General features: G+C 71.5%; 25 protein-coding genes and 1 tRNA gene. 19 read left to right on the top strand and 7 right to left on the bottom strand.

The annotated features are described in order from the left end of the window. Positions 1–17: 17 nt before the first annotated feature. On the bottom strand, positions 18–1640 hold the full coding sequence (locus OG521_19335) for an ATP-binding protein (protein ID WUW22826.1): 1623 nt from the start codon (positions 1638–1640) through the stop codon (positions 18–20). Next, positions 1637–2338 carry a response regulator transcription factor gene (locus tag OG521_19340; protein ID WUW22827.1) on the bottom strand — a complete coding sequence of 234 codons (702 nt, stop codon included), beginning with the start codon at positions 2336–2338 and terminating at the stop codon, positions 1637–1639. The genes OG521_19335 and OG521_19340 overlap by 4 nt, the downstream gene beginning before the upstream one ends. A gap of 405 nt (positions 2339–2743) precedes the next feature. On the opposite strand from OG521_19340, the gene OG521_19345 reads away from it, so the two are divergent. The 4 genes from OG521_19345 to OG521_19360 all read left to right on the top strand — a co-directional run bounded on the left by OG521_19345 (position 2744) and on the right by OG521_19360 (position 7418). Then, positions 2744–4864, top strand: coding sequence for a TerD family protein (locus OG521_19345; GenBank protein WUW22828.1), 2121 nt, complete (start codon positions 2744–2746; stop codon positions 4862–4864). A gap of 153 nt (positions 4865–5017) precedes the next feature. After that, a complete protein-coding gene (locus OG521_19350; protein ID WUW22829.1) occupies positions 5018–5431 on the top strand; it encodes a YciI family protein in 414 nt (137 codons plus the stop codon). Beyond that, positions 5428–6681, top strand: coding sequence for an RNA polymerase sigma factor (locus OG521_19355; GenBank protein ID WUW22830.1), 1254 nt, complete (start codon positions 5428–5430; stop codon positions 6679–6681). The genes OG521_19350 and OG521_19355 overlap by 4 nt, the downstream gene beginning before the upstream one ends. A 116-nt stretch (positions 6682–6797) precedes the next feature. After that, positions 6798–7418, top strand: coding sequence for a Fe-S cluster assembly protein HesB (locus OG521_19360; protein WUW22831.1), 621 nt, complete (start codon positions 6798–6800; stop codon positions 7416–7418). A 40-nt stretch (positions 7419–7458) separates the two neighbouring features. On the opposite strand, the gene OG521_19365 is transcribed toward OG521_19360, so the two are convergent. Then, positions 7459–9168 (bottom strand): DUF853 domain-containing protein, encoded by a 1710-nt coding sequence (locus tag OG521_19365; protein WUW22832.1) that lies wholly within the window; start codon positions 9166–9168, stop codon positions 7459–7461. A gap of 103 nt (positions 9169–9271) precedes the next feature. On the opposite strand from OG521_19365, the gene OG521_19370 reads away from it, so the two are divergent. After that, positions 9272–9568 carry a type II toxin-antitoxin system VapB family antitoxin gene (locus OG521_19370; protein ID WUW22833.1) on the top strand — a complete coding sequence of 99 codons (297 nt, stop codon included), beginning with the start codon at positions 9272–9274 and terminating at the stop codon, positions 9566–9568. A gap of 236 nt (positions 9569–9804) precedes the next feature. Continuing rightward, the gene (locus OG521_19375) at positions 9805–10401 is read left to right on the top strand and encodes a LytR C-terminal domain-containing protein (GenBank protein WUW26731.1); all 597 of its coding nucleotides are present in this window, start codon (positions 9805–9807) and stop codon (positions 10399–10401) included. Between the two features lie 99 nt (positions 10402–10500). Here the strand turns inward: OG521_19375 and upp are convergent, their stop codons facing one another. Next, the gene (gene upp / locus OG521_19380; GenBank protein ID WUW22834.1) at positions 10501–11136 is read right to left on the bottom strand and encodes a uracil phosphoribosyltransferase; all 636 of its coding nucleotides are present in this window, start codon (positions 11134–11136) and stop codon (positions 10501–10503) included. Between the two features lie 103 nt (positions 11137–11239). Between upp and OG521_19385 the strand changes: the two genes are divergently transcribed. The 4 genes from OG521_19385 (at position 11240) to OG521_19400 (ending at position 12926) form a co-directional block, all read left to right on the top strand. Beyond that, positions 11240–11458, top strand: a complete 219-nt coding sequence (locus OG521_19385; GenBank protein ID WUW22835.1) for a hypothetical protein — start codon at positions 11240–11242, stop codon at positions 11456–11458. 231 nt (positions 11459–11689) lie between these two features. Then, on the top strand, positions 11690–12253 hold the full coding sequence (locus OG521_19390) for a hypothetical protein (GenBank protein WUW22836.1): 564 nt from the start codon (positions 11690–11692) through the stop codon (positions 12251–12253). Positions 12254–12262: 9 nt separating this feature from the next. After that, complete coding sequence (gene tadA, locus OG521_19395; protein ID WUW22837.1) at positions 12263–12763, top strand: tRNA adenosine(34) deaminase TadA; 501 nt, start codon at positions 12263–12265, stop codon at positions 12761–12763. A gap of 78 nt (positions 12764–12841) precedes the next feature. Continuing rightward, positions 12842–12926 (top strand) — tRNA-Ser (locus OG521_19400). 59 nt (positions 12927–12985) lie between these two features. Here the strand turns inward: OG521_19400 and OG521_19405 are convergent. Together OG521_19405 and OG521_19410 are read right to left on the bottom strand one after the other, a co-directional pair. Beyond that, the gene (locus OG521_19405; protein ID WUW22838.1) at positions 12986–14428 is read right to left on the bottom strand and encodes an MHS family MFS transporter; all 1443 of its coding nucleotides are present in this window, start codon (positions 14426–14428) and stop codon (positions 12986–12988) included. A gap of 65 nt (positions 14429–14493) precedes the next feature. Continuing rightward, complete coding sequence (locus OG521_19410) at positions 14494–15582, bottom strand: mandelate racemase/muconate lactonizing enzyme family protein (protein ID WUW22839.1); 1089 nt, start codon at positions 15580–15582, stop codon at positions 14494–14496. Between the two features lie 309 nt (positions 15583–15891). Here OG521_19410 and OG521_19415 point away from each other — a divergent pair, with 309 nt between their 5' ends. From OG521_19415 to OG521_19450, 8 genes are all read left to right on the top strand, one after another. Next, entirely contained in the window at positions 15892–16758 is an 867-nt protein-coding gene (locus tag OG521_19415; protein ID WUW22840.1) for a fumarylacetoacetate hydrolase family protein, read from the top strand. A 67-nt stretch (positions 16759–16825) separates the two neighbouring features. Further along, positions 16826–17641, top strand: coding sequence for an SDR family oxidoreductase (locus tag OG521_19420; GenBank protein WUW22841.1), 816 nt, complete (start codon positions 16826–16828; stop codon positions 17639–17641). 119 nt (positions 17642–17760) lie between these two features. Continuing rightward, complete coding sequence (locus OG521_19425) at positions 17761–18459, top strand: GntR family transcriptional regulator (GenBank protein WUW22842.1); 699 nt, start codon at positions 17761–17763, stop codon at positions 18457–18459. 413 nt (positions 18460–18872) lie between these two features. Then, positions 18873–19037, top strand: coding sequence for a hypothetical protein (locus OG521_19430; GenBank protein ID WUW22843.1), 165 nt, complete (start codon positions 18873–18875; stop codon positions 19035–19037). Positions 19038–19047: 10 nt separating this feature from the next. Beyond that, a complete protein-coding gene (locus OG521_19435) occupies positions 19048–19341 on the top strand; it encodes a Dabb family protein (protein WUW22844.1) in 294 nt (97 codons plus the stop codon). A gap of 179 nt (positions 19342–19520) precedes the next feature. Continuing rightward, positions 19521–20435: an RNA polymerase sigma factor SigF gene (locus OG521_19440; GenBank protein ID WUW22845.1), complete on the top strand. Its 915-nt coding sequence runs from the start codon at positions 19521–19523 to the stop codon at positions 20433–20435. Positions 20436–20669: 234 nt separating this feature from the next. Next, positions 20670–21536, top strand: coding sequence for an RNA polymerase sigma factor SigF (locus OG521_19445; GenBank protein ID WUW22846.1), 867 nt, complete (start codon positions 20670–20672; stop codon positions 21534–21536). A 57-nt stretch (positions 21537–21593) separates the two neighbouring features. After that, positions 21594–22454 (top strand): hypothetical protein, encoded by an 861-nt coding sequence (locus OG521_19450; GenBank protein WUW22847.1) that lies wholly within the window; start codon positions 21594–21596, stop codon positions 22452–22454. Between the two features lie 30 nt (positions 22455–22484). Here OG521_19450 and OG521_19455 read toward each other — a convergent pair whose 3' ends face one another. After that, a complete protein-coding gene (locus OG521_19455; GenBank protein ID WUW22848.1) occupies positions 22485–22697 on the bottom strand; it encodes a hypothetical protein in 213 nt (70 codons plus the stop codon). Between the two features lie 495 nt (positions 22698–23192). Here OG521_19455 and OG521_19460 point away from each other — a divergent pair, with 495 nt between their 5' ends. After that, positions 23193–23714: a MarR family winged helix-turn-helix transcriptional regulator gene (locus OG521_19460; GenBank protein WUW22849.1), complete on the top strand. Its 522-nt coding sequence runs from the start codon at positions 23193–23195 to the stop codon at positions 23712–23714. Positions 23715–23723 lie beyond the last annotated feature (9 nt).

Here is a 23723-nt window from a genome sequence, read left to right on the forward strand (position 1 = left end):
GACCGTCGCGCAGGGGGTCACTCGGTGACGGCCGTGAGGGCGACGACGAAGGTGGTTCCGGTCCCCACCACGCTCTCGACCCCGATCGTGCCTCCGTGGTCGGTGACGATCTGCTGGGCGATCGCGAGCCCGAGGCCGCTGCCGCCCGTGGCGCGGCCCCGGGCCGGATCGGCACGCCAGAAGCGGTCGAAGAGCTGGGGCAGGTGCTCGGCCGGTATGCCCTCGCCGGTGTCCCGCACCCGGATGACCGCTGTCCGGCCCTCCCGCCGCAGCTCCAGCGTCACGGTGCCGCCCGGCGCCGTGGCGCGCAGCGCGTTGCCGACGAGGTTTCCGATGACCTGGCGCAGCCGGTCCGGGTCGACCGCCGCGTGGACGGGGAGGGGCGCCGCCAGCTCCAGGGCGACACCCGCCTGTTCGGCCGTTGCCCGGTGCGCTGTACGAGAGGCGTCGAGGACGTTCCGCAGGTCGGTGACCGCGCGATGGTAGGTCAGCACCCCGGCCTCGGCCAGGGCCAGGTCCTGGAGGTCGTCGACGATCCGCTGCTGCAGCATCGCTTCCTCGTGCAGGGAGTCGAGCAGTTCGGGCGTGGGCTCGACGAAGCCGTCCTGGAGCGCTTCCAGGTAGCCCCGCAGATTGGCCAGCGGTGTGCGCAGTTCATGGGCGATGTCGCCGGTCATCCGGCGCTGGCGCTCCTCCGCGCTCCGGAGGGAGTCCGCCATCCGGTTGAAGGCGCGCCCGAGTTCGGCGATCTCGTCGCGGCCGGTGACGGGGACCCGGTGTTCGAGATCGCCGCCGCCGAGGCCGCGGGCCGCCGCGGTCAGTGCACGGACCGGGCGCAGCACGGCCCGGCTCAGGACCAGGGCCGCGACGATCGCCGCGAGCGCGACCGCACCCGCTACGGCCACGGTGGGCGCGGCGGCCAGACCGGCCGGTGACTCGTCGAGCGCCCCGAGGCCGATCTGCAGGCGCGGTGGCGCGACGGAGAGGGTGCGTTCGTTGAACACCCGTTGCAGGCATGCCGAAAGACGAGGATCGCTCTCGCACTTCACCGCGGCGGCGCTGTCCTGTGCGACGTAGGGGGCGGAGTCCCCCGCCGTGGGTTCCTTGCACTGCGCGGGACGCCGGTCGGCCTGGACCCGGGGAATGCCGACGCTGTCCGGACGTGCCGTCACCGCGGCCCCCGCACTCGTCAGACAGGCCGCGTACGCCACCGAGGCCCGGTAATCGGTGATCGCGGTCACCGTGCGCTTGACGGAGGCACGGGGGATCTTGGCGGCGGGGAGCCGGAGCCGGGGACGGGCATCGGCCAGTACGGGAGGCCGGCCGCTCACCTCGCGGGCCGGGCGCCCGGCGAGGACATCGGAGTCGGCGACCAGGACGTCGGTCTCCGTGACGACGCGGATGCGCTGCCCCGTGGCCGCCGAGAGGGAGCGCACCGTGGGCGCCGCTCCCTCCCAGGTGCCGTGCACGAAGCCGTACGTGGTCATCCCGTCGAGGATGCGGGACACCTCCTCCTGGCCCGCTCTGGCGGATTCCCGCACCTGGTTGTTGGCCTGCCGGAGCGTGAGCCAGGCGGTCGCCGCGGTGGCCGCCATCGCCACCAGCATGAGCAGTCCGAGCACCCTCAGCCGGAAACTCATCCCGCGGTCCCGGTGCCGTACGCCAGCCGGTAGCCGCGGCCGTAGACGGTTTCCACGTAGCGCGTGCCCTCGCCGCCCCTCTCCAGCTTGCGCCGCAGGTTCATGACATGGGCGTCGACCGTGCGCGGCAGAACGTTCTGGTCGAACCCGAAGACCCGGTCGATGATCTGGGCCCTCGTGAACACCCGTCCCGGCTCCTCCGTCAGCACGGTCAGGATCGCGAACTCCTTGCCGGTCAGCAGCACCGGCCGCCCGGCGGCCCGTACCTCGAAGCGCGCCGCGTCGACCTCCAGGTCCCCCACGGTCAGCACCGCCGGCGCGACGGGGGCGGCAGCCTTCGACCTCCGCAGCAACGCCCGTACCCGAGCGGCCAGCTCCCGGGGGCTGTAGGGCTTCGTCAGGTAGTCGTCGGCCCCGAGGTCGAGGCCGAGGAGCAGGTCCTCCTCGGTGCTGCGCGCGGTGAGGAGGAGGATCGGCACCTGCGACTCGGCGCGCAGGATGCGGCAGACGTCGAGTCCGTCGACGTGCGGCATCATCACGTCGAGCACGATGAGGTCCGGCCGCGACGACCTTGCCCGGTCGATCGCCGACCTGCCGTCCGAGACGATCTGGACCTCGTCCCCGGCCTGCTCCAAGTAGATCCGGATCAGCCGCGCCTGTTTCTCGTCATCCTCGGCCACCAATATGCGCGCACTCAACGAGGCTTCCTCCGACTCGATCGCACAACACTTTTGATTGACTACAGAACATATGGCCCATGACCGGCCCCAGGCCCGGTCCGGACAACCGAGCGGTGGCCGGAGCCGGAATCAACCGCAATGACCGGGTGCGGGCAGCCACCACAACCACTTCTTGCCGCTTGCCTGTTACCGGCGCCCGGCTACCGGCGACCACGGGCCGGGGCGACGGCCGCGCATGACGCCGGCCTGGCACTTCGCCCGCAGGCTCCGTACAGCACACAACCGAAACACACGGTTCCTTCACGGCTTCTCCATTCAAGGACTACCGTCCTTCTGGTGCGCAGCGGCTTGTGCTGTGCCACTGATCAACATGCGCCGCTGCCAGGGCACCACCCGACTCGGCTGCGCGTCTGGGGGGATTACATGCGTGAGATGACCAAGGGCGCCAACGTCGGTCTGGCGGACCTCAGCGACGACACCGGAGCGGTCATCGCGAGTCTGAGCTGGAGCAGCACCGCGGGCGACGGCGACGCCGACGTGTCGGTGCTCCTGCTGGACGGCAACGGCAAGGTGCGCAGCGACGCCGACTTCTTCTACTACAACAACACGACCGCTGCCGACGGCAGCGTGCAGCTGCTCGGCAAGACCCCGACCGACAGCGGCAGCGAGGACCGCATCAGCCTCGATCTGACCGCCGTACCGGCGGACGTCGAGCGTCTCGTAGTGGCTGCGAGCCGGTACGGCGGCTCGCGGTTCGGAGAACTGGACGATCTCCGGATGACGGTCGCCGACCGCACCGGCGAGGTGCTTCTGGGGTTCTCGATCGCCGATGCCGGGGTGGAGAGCGCCTTCCTCTTCGGGGAGCTCTACCGGCGCGGCACGGAGTGGAAGTACCGCGCCATCGGCCAGGGGTACGAGACCGGTCTGGCGGGTCTCGCCACGGACTTCGGGATCGACGTCGACGACGAGGGGGAGAACGAGGGCGAGAGCGGGAACGTGGCCGGGGAGACGGACGGGACGGCGGAGCCGCTCGGCGCGCAGACCCCGCCCCGCACCGGCGAGGCCGAACAGCCGTCCACCGCGGAGCAGTCCGTCTCGGTACCCCGTCAGCCGGTGCGCGAAGCCGAGGCCACTGGTCCGGCAACGGCCCCTCCCAAGCGCACCCGCGGCCCCCGGACCGCGAAGAAGAAGGTGACGCTTCCGGCCTTGGTCAAGAAGTCACTGGCAGAGAACGACGCGTGGAAGTCTGCGCGGCTCTTTCCCGCCCCGACGCTCAAGAGCGACAAGGAGCGGGAGGTACGGGCCACCTCCGTCCTGCTGTCCGTCATGGCACAGGTACCGGAGTTCGGGCGCCGGCTGACGGCCGCCTTCGGCGCTCCGGCCGGCCGCATGCAGACCTTCACCGAGGTCTCGCTCCCGCACGGGGACACTCCCAAGCGCCCGGACGGCGTGATCCGGGTGGAACGGGCTGGAAAGCTGTGGACCGCACTGGTCGAGACGAAGACCAACGGAAACGCCCTGCGGTCGGACCAGGTCCAGAACTATATGGACATCGCCGCCCGTCGGGGGTACGAGGCCGTGATCACGCTGTCCAACGATGTGGCCCTGGAAGGCAGTCCGCTCGTCGCCGTCAAGACCGACGGACGGCGCAAGCACAAGGTCGCGCTCTGGCACCTGTCCTGGGCCGAGGTGGCCCACCAGGCACACATGCTGATCCGGCACGAGGGCGTCGGAAACGCCGCTCACGCCTGGCTCCTTCAGGAACTGCTGCACTACCTCCAGCACGAGAACTCCGGCTGCCACGGCTTCCAGAACATGGGGCCCTCGTGGGTCCCCGTACGCAACGGCATCGACACGGAGACGCTCAGCGAGGGCGATCCGCGCGCCGTCGAGGTCGTCGAGAGCTGGGAGCGCCTCATCCGTCAGGTATGTCTGCGACTCGGGGGTGAACTGGGCCAGAAGGCCCTGCCGGTCCAGCGCGCCCAGCGCGGCACCACTCCGCAGTCCCGGCGGGCGGCTCTCGCCGACCGGCTCTGCGAGGAGGGCCGGCTCACCGCCGAACTGCGGGTCGACGGTTCGCCGGGCATCATCACGATCGTTGCCGACCTGCGGACCGGAAAGCTGCGTACCTCGGTGGAGATTCCGGTCCCGGAAGGGGCCTACCCCCTCACCTCGGCCAAGCGACTGATGCGACAGCTGGCCGAGGCGCCCGCCGACCTCCACGTCGAGACGCTGCTCGAAGGTCACAGTGGTCCGCGCGGCACTCTGGAACGGCTGCGCCCGGAGCCGGGCGACATGCTTCCCACGGACGGCAGCCGGATCACTGGGTTCCGGCTGTCCCTCTTCAAAGGGATGGGAGCCTCTCGCGGCAACGCCGAGTCGGGCTTCATCCGAAGCGTCGACGACGCCGTCGACCGTTTCCACGCGCACGTCATCGCGTATCTCCCGCAGGCCGAACGCCGCACTGCGCGCCGGTCGCAGGAGACGGCACAGGAGGCGGGGTCCGTGCCTGCTGCTTCGTCCGACACCCTGGTGCCCGCCTGAGCAGCCGGCCGCCTGGCCGCCTGCGCCGTTCCGGGAATTCTCGGCGCTTCCCGGGAATCCCTCCGGCGCGGTGTCGAGAACCGTCGACCCGCTCCGACGTCCCCTGTGAGAGCCGCCCACGAGGGGCGGCAGGGAAACCGAGGGAGCGGACTCATGAAGTACCTGGTGATGGTGCAGGGCTCGCAGACCGACTACGAGGCGATGCGCGGGAACGCGTCCGCCGGGAATCCGGCCTGGGGCGAGAAGGATGTGCAGGCCATGTTCGCGTTCATGGGCGCGGTCAACGACGATCTCGCCGAGAGCGGTGAGCTCGTCGACGCGCAGGGGCTGACCGAACCGGCGAAGGCCCGGTTCGTCAGTGCCGGTGACGACGGCCGGCCGGTGATCACCGATGGTCCCTACGGGGAGACGAAGGAACTGCTCGCCGGGTACTGGGTCCTCGAGTGCGAGAGCCTGGAGCGGGTCACCGAGATCGCCGCGCGCATCACGGAGTGTCCGGCGCCCGCCGGAGCGCCCGTCCGTCCGGTGGTCATCCGGCCCATCGACGGCGGCGGAGGCGATGTGTGAGACGTACGACCGAGGTCGAGGACCTGCTGCGGCTGCACGCCCCGCAGGTCCTCGGCGCGCTGGTCCGGCGGTACGGGCACTTCGACCCGGCCGAGGACGCGGTGCAGGAGGCCCTGATCGCCGCCGCCCGGCAGTGGCCGGAGCAGGGGGTGCCGGACAATCCGCGCGGCTGGCTGATCAGGGTGGCCTCCCGGCGGCTCGTGGACCGGCTGCGCAGCGACGACGCGCGGCGCGCGCGGGAGGAGGCGGCGGCCGCGCTCACGCCGCGGGACGCCTTCACCGCTCCGGCACCCGACGAGCCCCTGCCGGGCGGGAGCCGGGCGCCGTCCCAGGACGACACCCTGACCCTGCTCTTCCTGTGCTGCCATCCGGACCTGGCCCCGGCCGCCCAGATCGCGCTGACCCTGCGGGCCGTCGGCGGACTGACCACGGCCGAGATCGCCCGCGCGCATCTGGTGCCCGAGGCGACCATGGCCCAGCGGATCAGCCGGGCCAAGCGGAAGGTCCGGGGTGCCGCGTTCGTCCAGCCGGGGCCCGCCGAACGGGACGGGCGGCTCGCCGCCGTGCTCCAGGTGCTCTATCTGATCTTCAACGAGGGCTACACGGCCACCTCGGGGCGTGCCCTGCACCGGGCGGGCCTGGCGGCGGAGGCGATCCGGCTGACCCGTTCGGTGCGCCTGCTGCTCCCCCGGGACGGCGCGGTCGCCGGGCTGCTCGCGCTGATGCTGCTGACCGATGCCCGCAGCGCCGCGCGTACCGGACCGCACGGTGAGCTGATCCCCCTCGACGAGCAGGACCGCACCCGCTGGGACCGGGCGGTGATCGCCGAGGGCGTGGCCCTGGTGGAGGAGGCCCTGGGCGAGGGGCCCGCCGGGCCCTATCAGGTGCAGGCGGCCATCGCCGCGCTGCACGACGAGGCGGCCCGTGCCGAGGACACCGACTGGCCGCAGATCCTCGCCCTGTACGACGTCCTCGTCCGCATCGCCCCCGAGCCGATGGCCGCGCTGAGCCGGGCCGTCGCCGTCGCGATGGTGCACGGGCCGCAGGCCGGGCTGTCCGAGGCCGACGCCCTCAGGGAGCGGCTGGCCGGCCACCACCGGCTGGACGCCGTCCGCGCCCATCTGCTGGAACGGGCCGGCGACCGCGAGGGCGCCCGCGCCGCCTACCGTGCGGCGGCCGCCGGGACCCTGAGCATCCCGGAGGCGCGCTACCTGAACAAACGTGCGGACAGACTCGACGGCAGCGGCTGAGGACTGCGGGGGACGAGGCGCGACGAGCCGTGGAGAACAGCGGCAAACGGCTGCAAAGAGCCGCACCGGCGTGGTTTCGCTGGCTGTCGCGCCCTCGGCTCGCAATCATCGGGTCCATGACCAAGAGCAGCAAGGGCCAGGACATCACCCTCCGGATCGCTCAGCAGCCGGAGGCGGACGCGCTTCTCGCACGCAGCCCGCTCGCCGCCCTCGTGGGCATGCTGCTGGACCAGCAGGTGCCGATGGAGTGGGCGTTCTCCGGGCCGTACGCACTGGCACAGCGCATGGGCGGGGACGATCTGGACGCGCATGAGATCGCCACGTACGACCCCGAGGCGTTCACCGAACTCTTCACCGCCAAACCCGCGTTGCACCGCTATCCGGGCTCGATGGCCAAGCGTGTGCAGCAGCTGTGCCAGTTCCTGGTGGCGCAGTACGACGGCGAGGCGAGCGCGGTGTGGACCGAGGCCTCCACGGGGGCCGACCTGCGCAAGCGGCTCAACGCCCTGCCCGGGTTCGGCACCCAGAAGGCGCAGATCTTCCTGGCGCTGCTGGGCAAGCAGTTCGATGTGCGGCCGCCGGGCTGGCGGGAGGCCGCGGGTCCGTACGGGGAGGCGGGCGCGCACCGTTCGGTCGCCGACATCACCGGGCCCGAGTCACTCGCCGAGGTCCGCGCCTTCAAGCAGGAGGCCAAGCAGGCCGCCAAGGCCGCGAAGGCGGCGGCCAAGGGGAAATGAGCCCCCGGCCCCGCCCCCGCACCGTCCGCCGGGGCACGCCCTACCGTCTGCGGCGGGCCGTGCCGAAGAGCGAGCGTGAGATCTCCCGGCCCAGCTGCGTGCCCACGGACCGCGCCAGCGACTTGAACATCCCGCTGCCGACCACCTGCTGGACCAGCGAAGGGTCCTCCCCGGAGCGATCGTCCGAGCGATCATCCGAGCGCCCGTCCGCGCGCCCGGCCGGGCGTTCGCCCGACGCGACCGCCTTCTCCACCGCCGCCCGGTCCGCCGCCTCGGCCGCGGCGCGCTGCTCCGCCTCCTGGGCGGCGCCCAGCTTCTCGTACGCCGACTCCCGGTCCACAGCCTGTGCGTAACGTCCGTACAGCGAGGAGCCCTTCACCGCCGCGTCCAGCTCCGCCGCCGGGACCGGTCCCATCAGCGACTGCGGGGCACGCAGCCTGGTCGCGGCGACCGGTGTCGGCGCACCCCTCTCGCTCAGCACGGTGATCACCGCCTCGCCGGTGCCGAGGCCGGTCAGCACCTCCTCCAGGTCGTAGGGGGAGTCCGGGAAGGTCTTCACCGTCGCCCGCAGCGCCTTCGCGTCGTCCGGCGTGAACGCGCGCAGCGCGTGCTGGATCCGGTTGCCGAGCTGACCCAGCACGTCGGCGGGGACGTCGCGCGGGGTCTGCGTGACGAAGAAGACGCCCACGCCCTTGGACCGGATCAGCCGCACGGTCCGGGTGATCGACTCCAGGAACGCCTTGGACGCCCCGTTGAACAGCAGATGCGCCTCGTCGAAGAAGAAGACGAGCTTGGGCCGGTCCGCATCGCCGACCTCCGGCAGATCGTGGAAGAGATCGGCCAGCAGCCACATCAGGAACGCGGAGAACAGCTCCGGCTTGTCCTGTACGGCGGCCAGTTCCAGTACGGAGACGAGTCCCCGCCCGTCCGGCGCCTGCCGCAGCAGATCCGCCGTGTCGAACTCCGGTTCGCCGAAGAAGTCCGACGCACCCTGCTGCTCGAACGCGGTGACCGAGCGCAGGATCACTCCGGCCGTGGCCGTCGAGAGCCCGCCGATCCCCTTGAGTTCGGCCCGGCCGGTGTCCGAGACGAGGAACGCGGCCACCGACCGCAGATCCTTGAGGTCCACCAGTTCGAGGCCCTTGGCGTCGGCGTAGTGGAAGATCAGGCCGAGCGACTGTTCCTGCGTGCGGTTGAGGCCGAGCGACTGTTCCTGCGTGCGGTTGAGGCCGAGCACCTTGGAGAGCAGGACCGGGCCGAAGCCGGTCACCGTCGCCCGCAGCGGAATGCCGGGGCCGATGCCGCCCAGTGCGTAGAACTCGGCGGGGAAGGCGGTGGCCGTCCACTCCTGTCCGACCTGGCCGGCCCGTTCGGCGACCTTGTCACCCGCGGCGCCGGGGGACGCGATGCCGGAGACGTCACCCTTGATGTCGGCGAGGAAGACCGGCACCCCGTTCGCCGACAGCTGCTCCGCGATCAGCTGGAGCGTCTTGGTCTTGCCGGTGCCGGTGGCGCCGGCGACGAGTCCGTGGCGGTTGAGCATGGCGAGCGGGATACGGATCTGCGCGCCGGGCAGACAGGCGCCGTCCCAGAGCAGGGCGCCGAGGTCGAGGGCGGGCCCGGCGGCCGCGTATCCGGCCGCGATCTCCGCCGCCCGCGGGGGCAGTGCGCCGTCCGTGCCGGTGGCCCCGCTCGCACCCCCCTTCGCGCTCCCGAGTGCGCCCCCGCTCGCGCTGTCGCTCTCACTCATCACGGCCTCAATTCCGGAATGAACGCCTATATGCCGCCTCGGTCAGCATCGCAGTCCCGCTCCATGGCTGCGCCCGGAGCCTCTTGACCGGTAGGCTTTCCGTGTGATCTTCAAGCGCATCGGAAATGGGAAGCCTTATCCCGACCACGGCCGGGAAAGCACCCGGCAGTGGGCGGATGTCGCGCCGCGCCCGGTCCGCCTCGACCAGCTCGTGACCACCAAGGGACAGCTGGACCTCGAAACACTCCTCGCCGAGGACTCCACGTTCTACGGCGACCTCTTCGCGCACGTAGTGAAGTGGCAGGGCGACCTCTACCTGGAGGACGGGCTGCACCGCGCCGTCCGCGCCGCGCTCCAGCAGCGCCAGGTGCTGCACGCCCGCGTGCTCGAACTCGGCTGAGGGTTCACCCGCCGGCACACGCGCCGACAGCGACACCGGCACCGGCACTCGTCGAACGCCTGTCCGCCGAACGCTCCCCCGCTGCACACCGCCTGCTGAACGCCGGTCCGTTCGATACCGGCAGGGTTCGTTCGGGTGCTTTCCCACCCGGACGGGTGCGATCCGGCGATCATTAAATAGGCATCATCACCGGGTCGCACTACGCTGCGCCCATGAGCATGCTCACTCCTCCCGGCATGGGCGGAAAGTACCGCATCACGGGTGACAAGTACCCGCGCATGCGGCGCCCCCGCCGCCGCAGCAAACTGGTCCTCGCGGCCACCGCCTCCGTCGTCGCCCTCGGGCTGGCCGGATGGGGCACGCTGCAGCTCATCGACGTCTTCACGGGCGGCGACAAGCAGGCCAGCGCCGCCGACCGCACGGCTGACTGCCCGTCCGCCAGACCGTCCGCGCCCGCCAAGGTGCTGCCGAAGCCCGCGAAGATCACCGTCAACGTCTACAACGCGACACCGCGCGGTGGACTCGCCAAGGCGGCAGCGGACGAGCTGAAGAAGCGCGGCTTCACCATCGGCAAGGTGGGCAACGCCACCGCCGCGTACGACAAGAAGGTCCCCGGCACCGCCCTGCTGCTGGGCGCCCCGGCCGCGGTCAACGGCACGCTCCCGGTGCTCGGCACCCAGCTGGCCGGTGCGGCTACGAAGACCGACGCCCGCAAGGGCGCGGACATCGACCTGATCATCGGTACGAAGTTCAAGGCGTTCAGCACGCCGCAGGCGGCCGCCACCGCGCTGACCGCCCTGACGAAGCCGGCCCCGGCACCGTCCTCCTGCTGAGGCGGGGCCAGCGGGCGGACAGCCGGGCAGGCAGAACGGCGACGGCCGGGGCGCTCTTCGAGCGCCCCGGCCGTCGCCGTTCCGTGTCCCGCGTCCGTCCTAGTCGACGGTGCCGTACATCCGGTCCCCGGCGTCGCCGAGGCCCGGCACGATGTAGCCGTGCTCGTTGAGCCGCTCGTCGACCGAGGCGGTGACGACGGTGACCGGTGTCCCCGCCAGCTCGCGCTCCATCACCTCGACGCCCTCGGGCGCCGCGAGCAGCACGACCGCGGTGACATCGTCCGCACCGCGCTTGATCAGCTCCTGGATGGCCGCGACCAGGGTGCCGCCGGTGGCCAGCATCGGGTCCAGGACGTACACCTGGCGGCCCGAGAGGTCCTCCGGCATCCGGGTCGCGTACGTGGACGCCTGGAGCGTCTCCTCGTCGCGGATCATGCCCAGGAAGCCCACCTCGGCGGTCGGCAGCAGCCGCACCATGCCGTCGAGCATGCCGAGACCGGCCCGCAGGATCGGTACGACGAGGGGCCGCGGGTACGACAGCTTCACGCCGGTGGTGGGTGTCACCGGGGTCTCGATGTCGACCAGCTCGGTGCGCACATCGCGGGTGGCCTCGTACGCGAGCAGGGTGACCAGCTCGTCGGCGAGGCGCCGGAAGGTCGGGGAGTCGGTGCGCTTGTCGCGCAGGGTGGTGAGTTTGTGCGCGACCAGCGGGTGGTCGACGACGTGGATCCGCATGACACCCACAGTAGCCGTGCCTCCCGTACCCGTGCGCTGGCATCAACCACGCGTTCGGGGGGAAGGTGGGGGCATACGTACCCAGCCTTGGGGTGATGAGCCGATGCCGGACGGGGCGCAGCAGCAGCGGGACGACCAGGACCCGCGGGACGCGCAGAAGGCGCAGGACGCGCCGGAGACCGACGCGCAGCGCCGCAGGCGCCGCGCCCAGTTCCTCCGCGAGCTTCACGAGGCCAAGGCACTCCGTGACCGGGTCCAGCCGCGCCGGGTCAAGGCCGCCAGAATGCGCCAGGCCATGCGGATGCGGACGTTTCGCTGGTAGCCGTCCGGCCGGGTGGAAGACCCCCTGGTGGCGGTGCCGGAGAGAACTGATGGCCGACGCAACGGCGGAACTGCTCTCGCGAGGCCCTCGTTTCTGCCACGATTCCGATGGGCGGGACCCAGGGCAGCCGGACCACCGGCGGTCCTCCCGCCGGACCGACACGACTGGGGTCTTCTGTTCGGGTCCGGCCTGATCCGAACGCGAGCCCCTGAGACCAGTGGGAGAGTCACGGTGTACTTCGCCGCACTGCTCGCGCGCACCGAAGACGGGTGGGAAGCGAGCGACACGGAGCTCGACGATGTGGAGACCCTGTCCGATCTGACCGACCTGGCCCGTGAGGCCTCGGTGGACGAGGACACGGTGCTCGTCTTCATCGAGCAGGAGGACGCCTGGTTCGGCGTCGTCCGGGTCGACGGTGAGGAGGACCCCCGGATCTACATCTCGGACGCCTCCGCCGCCGCCCGCTCCTCGTACGGGGAGATCCTGCTCACCGATGAACTGCTCGGCCGCGAACCCGGGGCCGAGGACTCGATTGCCGCCCTCGAAGAGCTCGTCGGCCTCGACGGTACGGAGGACGGCGAGCCGGACACCCCCGGCAACAACTCCAACGACAACTCCAACGACGATGACGACGGGCCGGACGACGACGCCGTGCCGGCGGGTCCGCTCGGTGACACCGGGGTGCTGTCCGACCTCGGGCTCCCCGAGGCGGAGCTGCTGATGCTGCGGACGGACGCCCTGGTGGAGATCGCGGACGCGCTGGGAGCGGCCGAGGTCCTGGAGACCGTCCGCTAGGGTCCGCGGGTGACCGAACCACCGCACCCGCACGACCCGTCCCCACCGCACGATCCCGTACGGAACCCGTGGCGGGCGCCCATGCGCCGCGCCCTGGACGAGGCCGACCTGGCGGCGGCGGCCGGCGATGTGCCGGTCGGCGCCGTCGTCCTCGCCCCGGACGGCACCCTGCTCGCCACGGGTCACAACGAGCGCGAGGCGACCGGTGACCCGACCGCCCACGCCGAGATCCTCGCCCTGCGCCGGGCCGCCGCCTCGCTCGGCCGGTGGCGGCTGTCCGGATGCACGCTGGTGGTCACCCTGGAGCCCTGCACGATGTGCGCGGGCGCCCTGGTGCAGTCCCGCGTGGACCGGGTCGTCTACGGCGCCCGGGACGAGAAGGCCGGAGCGGCCGGCTCGCTCTGGGACGTCGTACGGGACCGCCGGCTCAACCACCGCCCCGAAGTGATCCACGGCGTCCTGGAGGCCGACTGCGCGGCCCGTCTCACCGCCTTCTTCCGCGACCGCTGACCTGGGCACCCGGCACCTTCGCCGCCCGGCGGGGAATCGGATTTCGACGGACGGCCGAGATGGTCTAAGCTCTCTCTCGGTAGCGTGTCCGAGCGGCCGAAGGAGCTCGCCTCGAAAGCGAGTGTGGGGAAACTCACCGAGGGTTCAAATCCCTCCGCTACCGCAGGTAGATGAAGGGACCGACCCGCTTGGGTCGGTCCCTTCACTGCGTTCCGGCAGCCGCTAGCGCTTCGCGGCGCCGGCGGCCCGGAACGGTGCGGCTTCGGGGTCCGCCTCCGCCGAGCGGGGCGCCTCCTCGAACAGACCGGTCGAGGCCTCCAGCTCGGCGCGGGTCGGCGCCAGCAGGGAGCGTCCCCTGGTCTCCGGGCCGAGGAGGACCGCGGGCAGGCCGATCACCACGCAGGCCAGCACCGCGAACAGCGCGACCGCCCAGGAGCTGCCACCGGTCCACTCGACCAGGGACAGCGCGATGATCGGGGTGAGGCCGCCCGCGAGGGCGCCGCCGACCTCGCGGCTGAAGGTGAGCCCCGTCATCCTGATCCGCGCGGAGAACAGCTCCGCGAAGTAGGCGCCCTGCGGTCCGAACATCGCGCCGACCCCCAGGCCGAGGCCGATGACCAGCGCGGTCGTCAGTCCGAACCGGCTGCGCGTGCTGTCGATGATCCAGAAGAACGGGAACGCGTACACCGCGCAGAACACCGTGCCGAAGAGCAGCACCGGACGTCGTCCCACCCGGTCGGAGAGCGCCCCGAACAGCGGCATCGTCACCAGCGCCACCGCCGCTCCCACGGTCACCGCGAAGGGGCCCGCGGAGTCGTCCATGTGGAGCGTGTCGGTGACGTACGCCGTGATGAAGGTCAGGAAGAGGTAGGCCATCACCGACTGGGCGACCTGGGTTCCGATCAGGACGAGCGCGCCGCGGCGTTCGTGGGTCAGCACCTCGCGCAGCGGTGCCTTCATGACCTCGCCCTCCCGCTCCACCTCCTTGAACGCGGGGGACTCCTGGAGCCTGAGGCGGATGAAGAGCGCGAGCCCGATGACCACGACGCTCGCCGCGAACGGCAGCCGCCAGCCCCAGCTCAGGAAGGCGTCGTGCGGCAGGCTCGCGACTCCGCCCATGGCGGCCGACGCCAGCAGCAGGCCCAGGTACACCCCGGAAGCGGGCCAGGCGCCGTGCAGCCCGCGCCGGCGCGGCCGGGCGAACTCCACGGACATGACGGCCGAGCCGCCGAACTCCGCCCCGGCGCCCAGCCCCTGCACCAGCCGCAGGACCAGGAGCATGGCGGGGGACCAGAAACCCGCCTGCTCGTACGTGGGGAGGAACGCCATCAGCACGGTGGCCCCGCCCATCACCAGCAGGGTGATGACCAGGACGTGCCGGCGTCCGACCCGGTCCCCGAGACTGCCGAACAGGGCGCCGCCCAGGGGGCGGATGAAGTAGCCGAGGGCGAGGGTCGAGAACGCGGCGAGGGTGCCGATGAACTCGTTGCCGACCGGGAAGACCACCTTGTTGAAGACCAGGGCGGAGGCCACGGCGTAGAGGTAGAAGTCGTACCACTCCAGGGCCGAGCCGATCAGGGCCGCCGGTATGACGCGTCGCATCGACGCGCCTGCCGCGGGCTCCTGGCCGGAGGGGGATGCCTGACCGGACGGGGACGTTGCCATTTCCTGCTCCTTTGCGGAGAAATGGGGAGGGCGGGGAGGCGGGGAGGGGCGAGCGGGCCCCGGTGTCAGGCGACGCGCAGGTCCGCGATCGCGTCCTCGTCCCACTCGATGCCGAGGCCGGGGGCCTCGGGCGGTACGACGCAGCCGTCCTCGATCCTCAGCGCGCTGCGGGTGATCGCACCGAGCTGCGGGATGTGCTCGACGTACATGCCGGCCGGAACGGCGCAGGCCAGGCTCGCGTGGATCTCCATGAGGAAGTGCGGGGCCACCTTGACGTTGAACGCCTCCGCCGCGTGGGCGACCTTCAGCCACGGGGTGATGCCGCCGACGCGCGCCACGTCGACCTGGATGATGCCGGCGGCGCCCCTTCCCAGGTACTCGGCGAAGTGGCCCACGCTGTAGACGGATTCGCCGACGGCCACCGGCACGGTGGTGGAACGGGCCAGGCGCTCGTGGCCGGCCACGTCCTCCGCGGGCAGCGGCTCCTCGAACCAGGCGATGTCCAGCGGCTCGTAGGTGCGGGCGCGCCGGATCGCCTCGGGGCCCGTCAGCGACTGGTTGGCGTCGACCATGATCTGCCAGTCGGGGCCGACCGCCGCGCGGACCGCGGCCAGCCGCTCGGCGTCCTCGGCCGCGCTGGGCTTGCCCACCTTGAACTTGGCGCCGCTCAGCCCGGCGGCGCGGGACGCCTTCGCGTTCGCCACCAGTTCCTCGACGGAGAGCTGGAGCCAGCCGCCCTCGGTGTCGTAGACGGGCAGCCGGCTGTGCGCCCCGCCCGCGAGCCGCCACAACGGCTCGCCGGCCCGCAGGCACCGCAGGTCCCACAGCGCGGTGTCGAGCGCGGCCATCGCGAGCGCCGTCAGCGCGCCGTGGGCGGTGGCCCGCGTGGCGTACAGCATCTTCGTCCAGAGGGCCTCGACGCCGCGTGCGTCCGCGCCGATCAGCGTGCCCGCGAGGTGGTCGCGCAGCAGGGCCACCACGGAGGAACCGCCGGTGCCGATCGTGTACGAGTAGCCGGTTCCCCGCAGCCCGTCGTCGGTCTCGACGGTGGCGAGGACGGTCTCCTGGCGTACGAAGGTCTGCGAGGCGTCGGTACGCAGCACCTCGGGCTCGATGTTGACGAGCCGGATGTCGACCTTGGTGATGATGCTCATGGGGGAGCGGGCCTTTCACAGGAGGGTGGAGCGCGTAGCGGTGCGGGGTCCACGGGGAAGGGCGGAAGCCCGCAGAGGATCGACCATTTCCTATAGGAAATGAGAACGAGAGGAGACTACGCATCACCCTCCCGGCCCGGTCAAGGGTTTGCGGTGAGTCAGTTTCTCCAGCCTGTGCCATGAATACGCCACCCCGATGGCGTATGCGGCGGCGAGCGTGAGCACATCGCTCAAGCTTCGGGGTTCACGAGCCGATTCATTTCCTATAGGTTTCCGGCAGTGACACCGCGAGGCCAAGGAGGCTGTCGGATGCAGCTCATGCGAGTAGGACCAGCCGGCCGGGAGCGCCCGGCCGTACGCGACGGCGAGGGCGATATCCGCGACCTCGCCGCGCTGACCGACGACATCGACGGGGCCTTCCTGGCGGACGACGGCATCGCCCGGGTCCGCGCCGCACTGGCGGCGGGCACCCTGCCCGTACTCCCCGGCGCCGCCGGGCTGCGGGTGGGCGCCCCGGTGGCCCGCCCGTCCGCCGTCCTGTGCGTGGGGCAGAACTACGCGGCCCACGCGGCCGAGTCCGGCAGCGAGCCGCCGGCCGCCCCGATCATCTTCTTCAAGCACCCCAACACCGTCGTCGGCCCCTACGACGACGTGCTGATCCCGCCCGGCGCCGAGAAGGTGGACTGGGAGGTCGAACTCGCCCTCGTCATCGGCACCCGTGCCGCGTACCTGGAGAGCGCCGAGGACGCCGCCCGCCACATCGCCGGCTACGCCGTCTCGCACGACGTCTCCGAGCGGGCCTACCAGCTCGACGTCTCGGGCGGTCAGTGGTCCAAGGGCAAGTCCTGCCCGACCTTCAACCCCCTCGGCCCCTGGCTCGTCCCCGAGGCCGACCTGCCCCGAGGTCCCCAGGCACTGACCCTGCGCAGCCGCGTCAACGGCGAGGGCAGGCAGGACTCCTCCACCGCCGACATGATCTTCGGCGCGCACGAGCTGGTCCGCCACCTCAGCCACTACCTGACGCTCGAACCGGGCGACGTCATCAACACCGGCACCCCGCAGGGCGTCGCGCTCTCGGGCCGTTTCCCCTATCTCGCGGCCGGCGACGTGGTCGAGCTGGACATCGACCACCTCGGCCACCAGCGCCAGCGCATGCGGGCCACCCCGGCCTCCTGAGATTCCCGCGCGCAGCGCCACGGCAGCACAGCACCGCATACGTACGTACGAAGGACGGCGAACACCCATGGCAGAGCAGACGGCAGACACGGCGGCGGGCACCCCGGCGGGCGCGGCAGGGGAGTTCGGCTCACTCACCGCGGCGGTGACCGGCGGCGCCTCCGGCATCGGACTGGCCACCGCCACCGCGCTCGCCCGGCGCGGAGCCACGGTCGTCGTCCTCGACCTGCGCACGGACCGGCTGCCCGAGGGGCTGCACGGCGAGAGCTGCGACGTCACCGACCGCGCGTCCGTGGACGCGGCCCTCGCCTCCGTCGGCGAGCGCTTCGGTCGCCTCGACATCCTCGTGAACAACGCGGGGATCGGCGCCCAGGGCACCGTCGCCGACAACGACGACGCCGAATGGCACCGCGTCCTCGATGTGAACGTCGTCGGCATCGCCCGCGTCACCGCCGCGGCCCTGCCGCTGCTGCGCGCCTCCCGGCACGCCGCGATCGTCAACACCTGCTCGATCGCGGCCACCGCGGGCCTGCCGCAGCGCGCCCTCTACAGCGCCAGCAAGGGTGCCGTGCTCGCCCTCACCCGGGCCATGGCCGCCGACCACGTCCGCGACGGCATCCGCGTCACCTGCGTCAACCCCGGCACGGTGGACACCCCTTGGGTCGGCAGGCTGCTCGAATCGGCGGCCGACCCGGCGGCCGAGCGCGCGGCACTCGAAGCCCGTCAGCCGACCGGGCGGCTCGTCTCCGCCGAGCAGGTCGCGAGCGCCGTCTGCTACCTGGCGAGCCCGCTCTCCGGCGCCACCACCGGCACCGACCTCGCCGTCGACGGCGGCATGCAGGGCCTGCGGCTGCGGCCCGAGGGGACCGGGAACGACCGGTGAGCACCGGCAGCGTGCGCGCTCCGCGGGAGCCGGGCGCGCCCAAGGGCCGCAAGGCCCGGCTCGATAGACTGCGCCGCAGGTGCGCGGTCCCGCCACCGCCCACTGCCGCAGGAGGCCGGATGCCGTCGGAAGAGTCCGCCGGCTCCTCCCAGTCGCCGGAGCCTCCCCGGCAGGTGCTGGCCGACACCGTGTACGAGGCGATCAAGGCCATGGTCATGGACCATGAGATCGCCCCGGAGGCCCGGGTCGGGATCGACGCGCTGGCCCGCACCCTGGCGGTCTCGCCCACTCCGGTACGCGAGGCGCTGGCCCGGCTCGAATCGGACGGCCTGGTCGTCAAGCGGTCCCAGGCGGGCTACCGGGCGACCGCGCTGCTCACCTCCCAGGGGCTGGAAGAGCTGTTCGACATGCGGCTGCTCCTGGAGCCCGAGGCGGCCGCGCTGGCCGCCCGGCACGCCGACGAGGCCCGGCTCGACCGGCTCGAACAGCTCCAGGAGTCGATGCGCAGCCTGCCGGGATCCGGCGACAGGTACGCCGTCTACCGGGAGTTCGCCGCCCTCGACCAGCGCTTCCACGAGACCGTGGCCGAGGCCGCGGGACGTCCTCTGCTGTGCGACGCGGTGGAACGTCTCCACTCGCACCTGCACATCTTCCGGCTGAGCAGCATCCCGGGCGCGGGCGAGCCCACCCATGCCGAGCACGACCGGATCGTCCGGGCCATCCTGCGCCGCAGCCCCGAGCGGGCCGCCGAGGCCATGACCGACCATCTGCGGAGCAGCCTGGAGCGCCAGCGCGGCCGCCGCGGCCGGCCGGCCTGAACGGGCCGGGCGTCGCCTGCCCCGGACGGGTCATGACAGAGGCCCCGGGTCCGACCGTCGTCGGACCCGGGGCCTCGTGTGCGTTCAGGTCGGGGGAAGCGGCATCGGGGGGACAAGCCGCTTCCCCCGATGAGAACAGGCCCTACCAGCCCTCGCCGCGATCGGGGGAGGCCGCGGCGAGGACCCCACAGAGAGGTCCTGTTCCTCGCCCCTCGGATTCCTGCCAGATCCCCGGGGGCTCGTTCTCCATGCTGCCTTGCCGCATAAGCCGCGGGGGCGGGCGAAGGACCCCGATCACCGGGTCCTTGGTCCTTAAAGACCGTATGTGTGATCGGAAACAGCAGGCGGATACGGCCATGTGTACGGATAGACTCGCCCGACCGCACAGGGGATCGAAGGGGAGTCAGGGGCTGATGGTGCAAGCGAAGAAGATTGCTCTCTACTTGATAGTCGTCTTCGTGCTCTACACGATCATCACGTCCCCCGCCCGGGCCGCGGACCTCGTCCAGGTAGGGTTCGAGGGCGTTTCGAGTGCCGCACAGGGCGTCGGCGACTTCATGTCCGAGCTCGTGAAGTAGGAGTACCCCCATGATCCGCCATCTGGTCCTGTTCAAGCTGAACGACGGCGTCGAGCGGGAGGATCCGCGGGTCGTCGCGGGCGCCGCCGCCTTCCGGGAACTGCCGGACAAGGTGCCCGGGCTGGAGTTCTGGGAGTGCGCCTGGAACATCACCGACCGGCCGATCGCGTACGACTTCGCCATCAACTCCGCGGTCGCCGACGAGGCCGCGCTGAAGAGCTACATCGAGCATCCGGCCCACCAGGCGGCCGCCGGGCAGTGGCGTGAATTCGCCACCTGGGTGATCGCCGACTACCCGTTCTGACGCCTTCGGCCCTGCGAGCCCCTCACCACGATGGTGAGGGGCTTTTCTTTGTGTTTAAACCGATTCAGGGTCAACACGGCGCTATGGGGTGCTTGCACATAGTGGACATGTCTTGTGATGCTATGACCGCTTTTGAAGGATGAGTTGACCGAAGTTGACCGCAAAGGGGTGGCGTCATCGTGCCGGCCAGTACAGCGCCTCAAGTGCCTCCCCAGACCGTCCAGGCCGTCCAGGCCACCCGGACGCCGTCCCCGGCGGCGGCAGAGACGGCCCAGACAGTCCAGACGATCCAGACCGAGACGCCCGATGACACGGTCGCGCCCGCCAGGACCCGGGGCGCGGACACCAGGGCGCTCACCCAGGTGCTCTTCGGCCGCCTCCAGGGGCTGGAGGCGGGCACCCCGGAGCACGGCAGGGTCAGGACGGCCCTGATCGAGGCCAACCTGCCGCTCGTGCGGTACGCCGCCGCGCGGTTCCGCAGCCGCAACGAGCCGATGGAGGACGTCGTCCAGGTCGGCACGATCGGCCTGATCAACGCCATCGACCGGTTCGACCCCGAACGCGGCGTCCAGTTCCCCACCTTCGCGATGCCGACCGTGGTCGGCGAGATCAAGCGGTACTTCCGGGACAACGTGCGGACCGTCCACGTACCGCGCCGGCTGCACGAGCTCTGGGTCCAGGTCACCGGCGCCACCGAGGACCTGACGACCGCTCACGGCCGCTCCCCCACCACCGCGGAGATCGCCGAGCGGCTGAAGATCTCCGAGGACGAGGTGCTGGCCTGCATCGAGGCCGGCCGCTCGTACCACGCGACCTCGCTCGAAGCCGCCCAGGAGGGCGACGGGCTGCCCGGCCTGCTCGACCGGCTCGGCTACGAGGACCCGGCGCTGGCCGGGGTCGAACACCGCGACCTGGTCCGGCACCTGCTCGTACAACTGCCCGAACGCGAACAGCGGATCCTGCTGCTGCGCTACTACAGCAATCTGACGCAGTCCCAGATCAGCGCCGAACTGGGAGTCTCCCAGATGCACGTGTCAAGGCTCCTGGCCCGAAGCTTTGCCCGACTGCGATCCGCAAACAGGATCGAGGCGTAACCGGATCGGGTAGACCGATCCTCGGGCGCCCCTCGCGGACCAAAAGCCGCACACCCCTTGTTAACTGCGCAGACACCCCCAGAACTTGTCGACAAGTCACTACAGCGTGTTGCCGACATGTGACATTCTGCGGGAACCGCGTTTGCCGCAGCCTCCCCTCCGGTATTCAGGTGGAGGCTGCGTTCCTCCGATGGTCGCGGCCACCGCGACCGTCCGCGACCTCAAGGGGGTGGCATGTCCGCAGAACAGGGCAGCTCGAAGGTGCTCACGCTCACGAAGAGCGCACCCGCACCCGTTGTGCTCACCAGCTCGTCGGAAGCCATCGACACCCGCACGCTGTCCCGCTCCCTGTTCCTGCGGCTCGCCGCGCTGGGTCCCGCACCGGGCCCCGACGGAACGGACAGTCCGGAGCGCGCCTATGTGCGGGACACACTCATCGAGCTCAACCTGCCGCTGGTGCGCTACGCCGCGGCACGGTTCCGCAGCCGTAACGAACCCATGGAGGACATCGTCCAGGTCGGCACGATCGGCCTGATCAAGGCGATCGACCGGTTCGACTGCGAACGCGGCGTGGAGTTCCCCACGTTCGCGATGCCCACCGTCGTCGGCGAGATCAAGCGCTTCTTCCGCGACACCTCGTGGTCGGTGCGGGTGCCGCGCCGGCTCCAGGAGCTGCGGCTCGCCCTCACCAAGACCAGCGACGAGCTCGCCCAGAAGCTCGACCGCTCGCCGACCGTTCCCGAGCTGGCCAAGGCGCTCGGCGTCTCCGAGGAGGACGTCGTCGACGGCCTGGCCGTCGGCAACGCCTACACCGCCTCCTCGCTGGACTCGCCCTCACCCGAGGACGACGGCGGCGAGGGCTCGCTGGCGGACCGGCTGGGGTACGAGGACGCGGCGCTGGAGGGCGTCGAGTACCGCGAGTCGCTCAAGCCGCTGCTGGCCAAACTCCCGGCCCGCGAGCGCCAGATCATCATGCTGCGGTTCTTCGCCAACATGACCCAGTCGCAGATCGGCGAGGAGGTCGGCATCTCGCAGATGCACGTCTCGCGGCTGCTGACCCGCACGCTCGCCCAGCTCAGGGAGGGGCTCATCGCCGACTGACCCGGAAGCCGGGACCCGAGGGTTCCGATTTGACGGTCCGTCAGACACACTGGCGCGATGCGACGTCAGACATGGGTCAGGTCCGGCCGCCGGGGCACCGTGCTCGCCGCCTCGGCGGCCGTGCTGTGCCTGGGCGGTGCGCTGACAGGCTGCGGCGACCGGGCGGGCGGCGAGGGCTACACGGCGGTCGGCGCCGCCGGTGCGGGCCCGGGGAGGACGCCGTCGGGTGCGGTGGCGCCCTCGGGGAAGGTCACGCTGGTCCCGCTGGACGGGGCCGGCGGCACGAGCGGGACCGGGGACCCTTCGGACTCCTCGCCCTCCGCCGGAAGCCCGGACAGTGCGGGCGGTGCGGGCGGTACGGGTGCCGGCGGCGGTACGGGCGGCTCCGGGGCGGACACGGCGCGGCCGGGAGCCTCCGGCAGTCCGGCACGGACCTCGGGCGGCGCGTCCGGCAGCACCGGAACGGCCGGCGGCACCCCGTCAACCGGTTCCGCGGCCGGAAGCGGGACCGGAACCAGTTCCTCCGGCGGGTCCACGGGCGGATCTACCGGATCGACCGGGTCCACCGGCCCCGCATCCCCCTCCGCACCCGGCTCCACCGCTCCCGCCGGCCCCGCCGTCCTGAAGGTCGGCGCGCCCGTGCGCGCGGCGGCGGACGAGCGGTGGTGCGAGAAGGTGACCGTGGAGTTCCGCAACACCGGCGGCTCACCGGTGCGTTCGGGCACCGTCACCTTCGCCACGCACATCATCGGCGGGCTGGGGATCGACTGGGCGACCCGGGAATCGACAGCGCCGCTGCCCGCACCGATCGGCGCGGGAGCGGCGCTGAAGAAGACGTACACCGTCTGTGTGGACGCCTGGCGGGTGCCCCTGGGCATGCATGTCGATACCCGGGACGTCACCGCCGTCTGGAAGTGACGGGTGGGTGCGGAGTGACCGGAGGGCCGGTCAGCCGAGCGCGAGCCAGGCGACCGCGCCGAGCACGACGATCACCGCGACGACCGCGGCGATCATCCCGGTCCTCGGTCCGGACGACACGGCGGCGGGCTGCTGCCTGCGCTGCGGCTCGCCCTCGTCGACGAAGGCGCGGAACATCTGGGTGTTGCCTGCCGGGTCGCTGTTGCCCTCGGGACCCTGCGGGGCGTGGGGGTTGTGTGCCATGTCGCAGGACCCTAGCGAACTCGGCGGAAGGGCCCAACCCCCGGGGCGGTGAAGGCGCGAGGCCATAACCGGGGAAGCGGTGAAGGAGCGGTGCCGATGCCGCCGCGTCCGCCGGCCCCGGCACCGGGCCCGCGACGGCGGGGATCCACCAACCAGCCCGCACCCGCGTGCAGTTGACGGATCACCCCGCCGTGACGCCCGCCCCGCACCCGTATATGTGCGCGAAGGGCCGCCGAGGTGCGCGCGACGGGGCGTCGCACGTACGTCCCGCGGAACTCGGCAGCCCGCCCCGAGCCACCGCATCCCGACCCCGGTGTGGCAGGAGACACACCTGCCACTCCTGTGGCGCACACGCTGGGCGTTTGACCCGCGCCCTACACAGCCTTTTGCGTTCCTTTACTTATGCAAGGCACTTTTCGTTTGCCTGCAGCAACCAACGGCTTCTATGGTTGCCCTAAGCAACAAGATGACCGGTGCGAGATGTCTGGGGGTCCCGTGGCCGCACGGAGTCAGTACGAAGAACTGGCCCGGCAGCTCAGCGCCATCGGCGCCGTCAAACGGGGACTCGCCCGCATCCTGCCCGCCGAGTGCCCTGCCGGCTCCGCCGCCGTGCTGGCTCTGCTGAGCCAGCACGGGGAGATACGGATCAGCAGACTGGCCGAGCTCCTCGCAGTCGACATGTCGGTGACCAGCCGGCACGTCGCTCACGTGGCGGAACGCGGCTGGATCGAGCGGTCCCCGGACCCGGCGGACAAGCGCTCCCGGATCCTGCGGCTGACCCCCGCGGGCGAGGGCGTGCTCGGCGAACTGAACCGGCGGACGACCGAGATGTTCGCCCACCACCTCGAGGATTGGTCCGACGAAGAGGTCGGGCAGCTCAACACGTTGCTGGCCCGGCTGCGCGACAGCTTCTCCTGTCGCGGCTCCGGCGGGTGCGTCCCCGGAAAGCACAGCGGCGACTGCCGCTCCCGGCACACCGACAGCCACAACGGCTCGTACACCCGTACACCCGTGTAACAGAAGCAA

Origin of the sequence: Streptomyces sp. NBC_01463, from assembly GCA_036227345.1 — a bacterium.
Classification (GTDB): domain Bacteria; phylum Actinomycetota; class Actinomycetes; order Streptomycetales; family Streptomycetaceae; genus Streptomyces.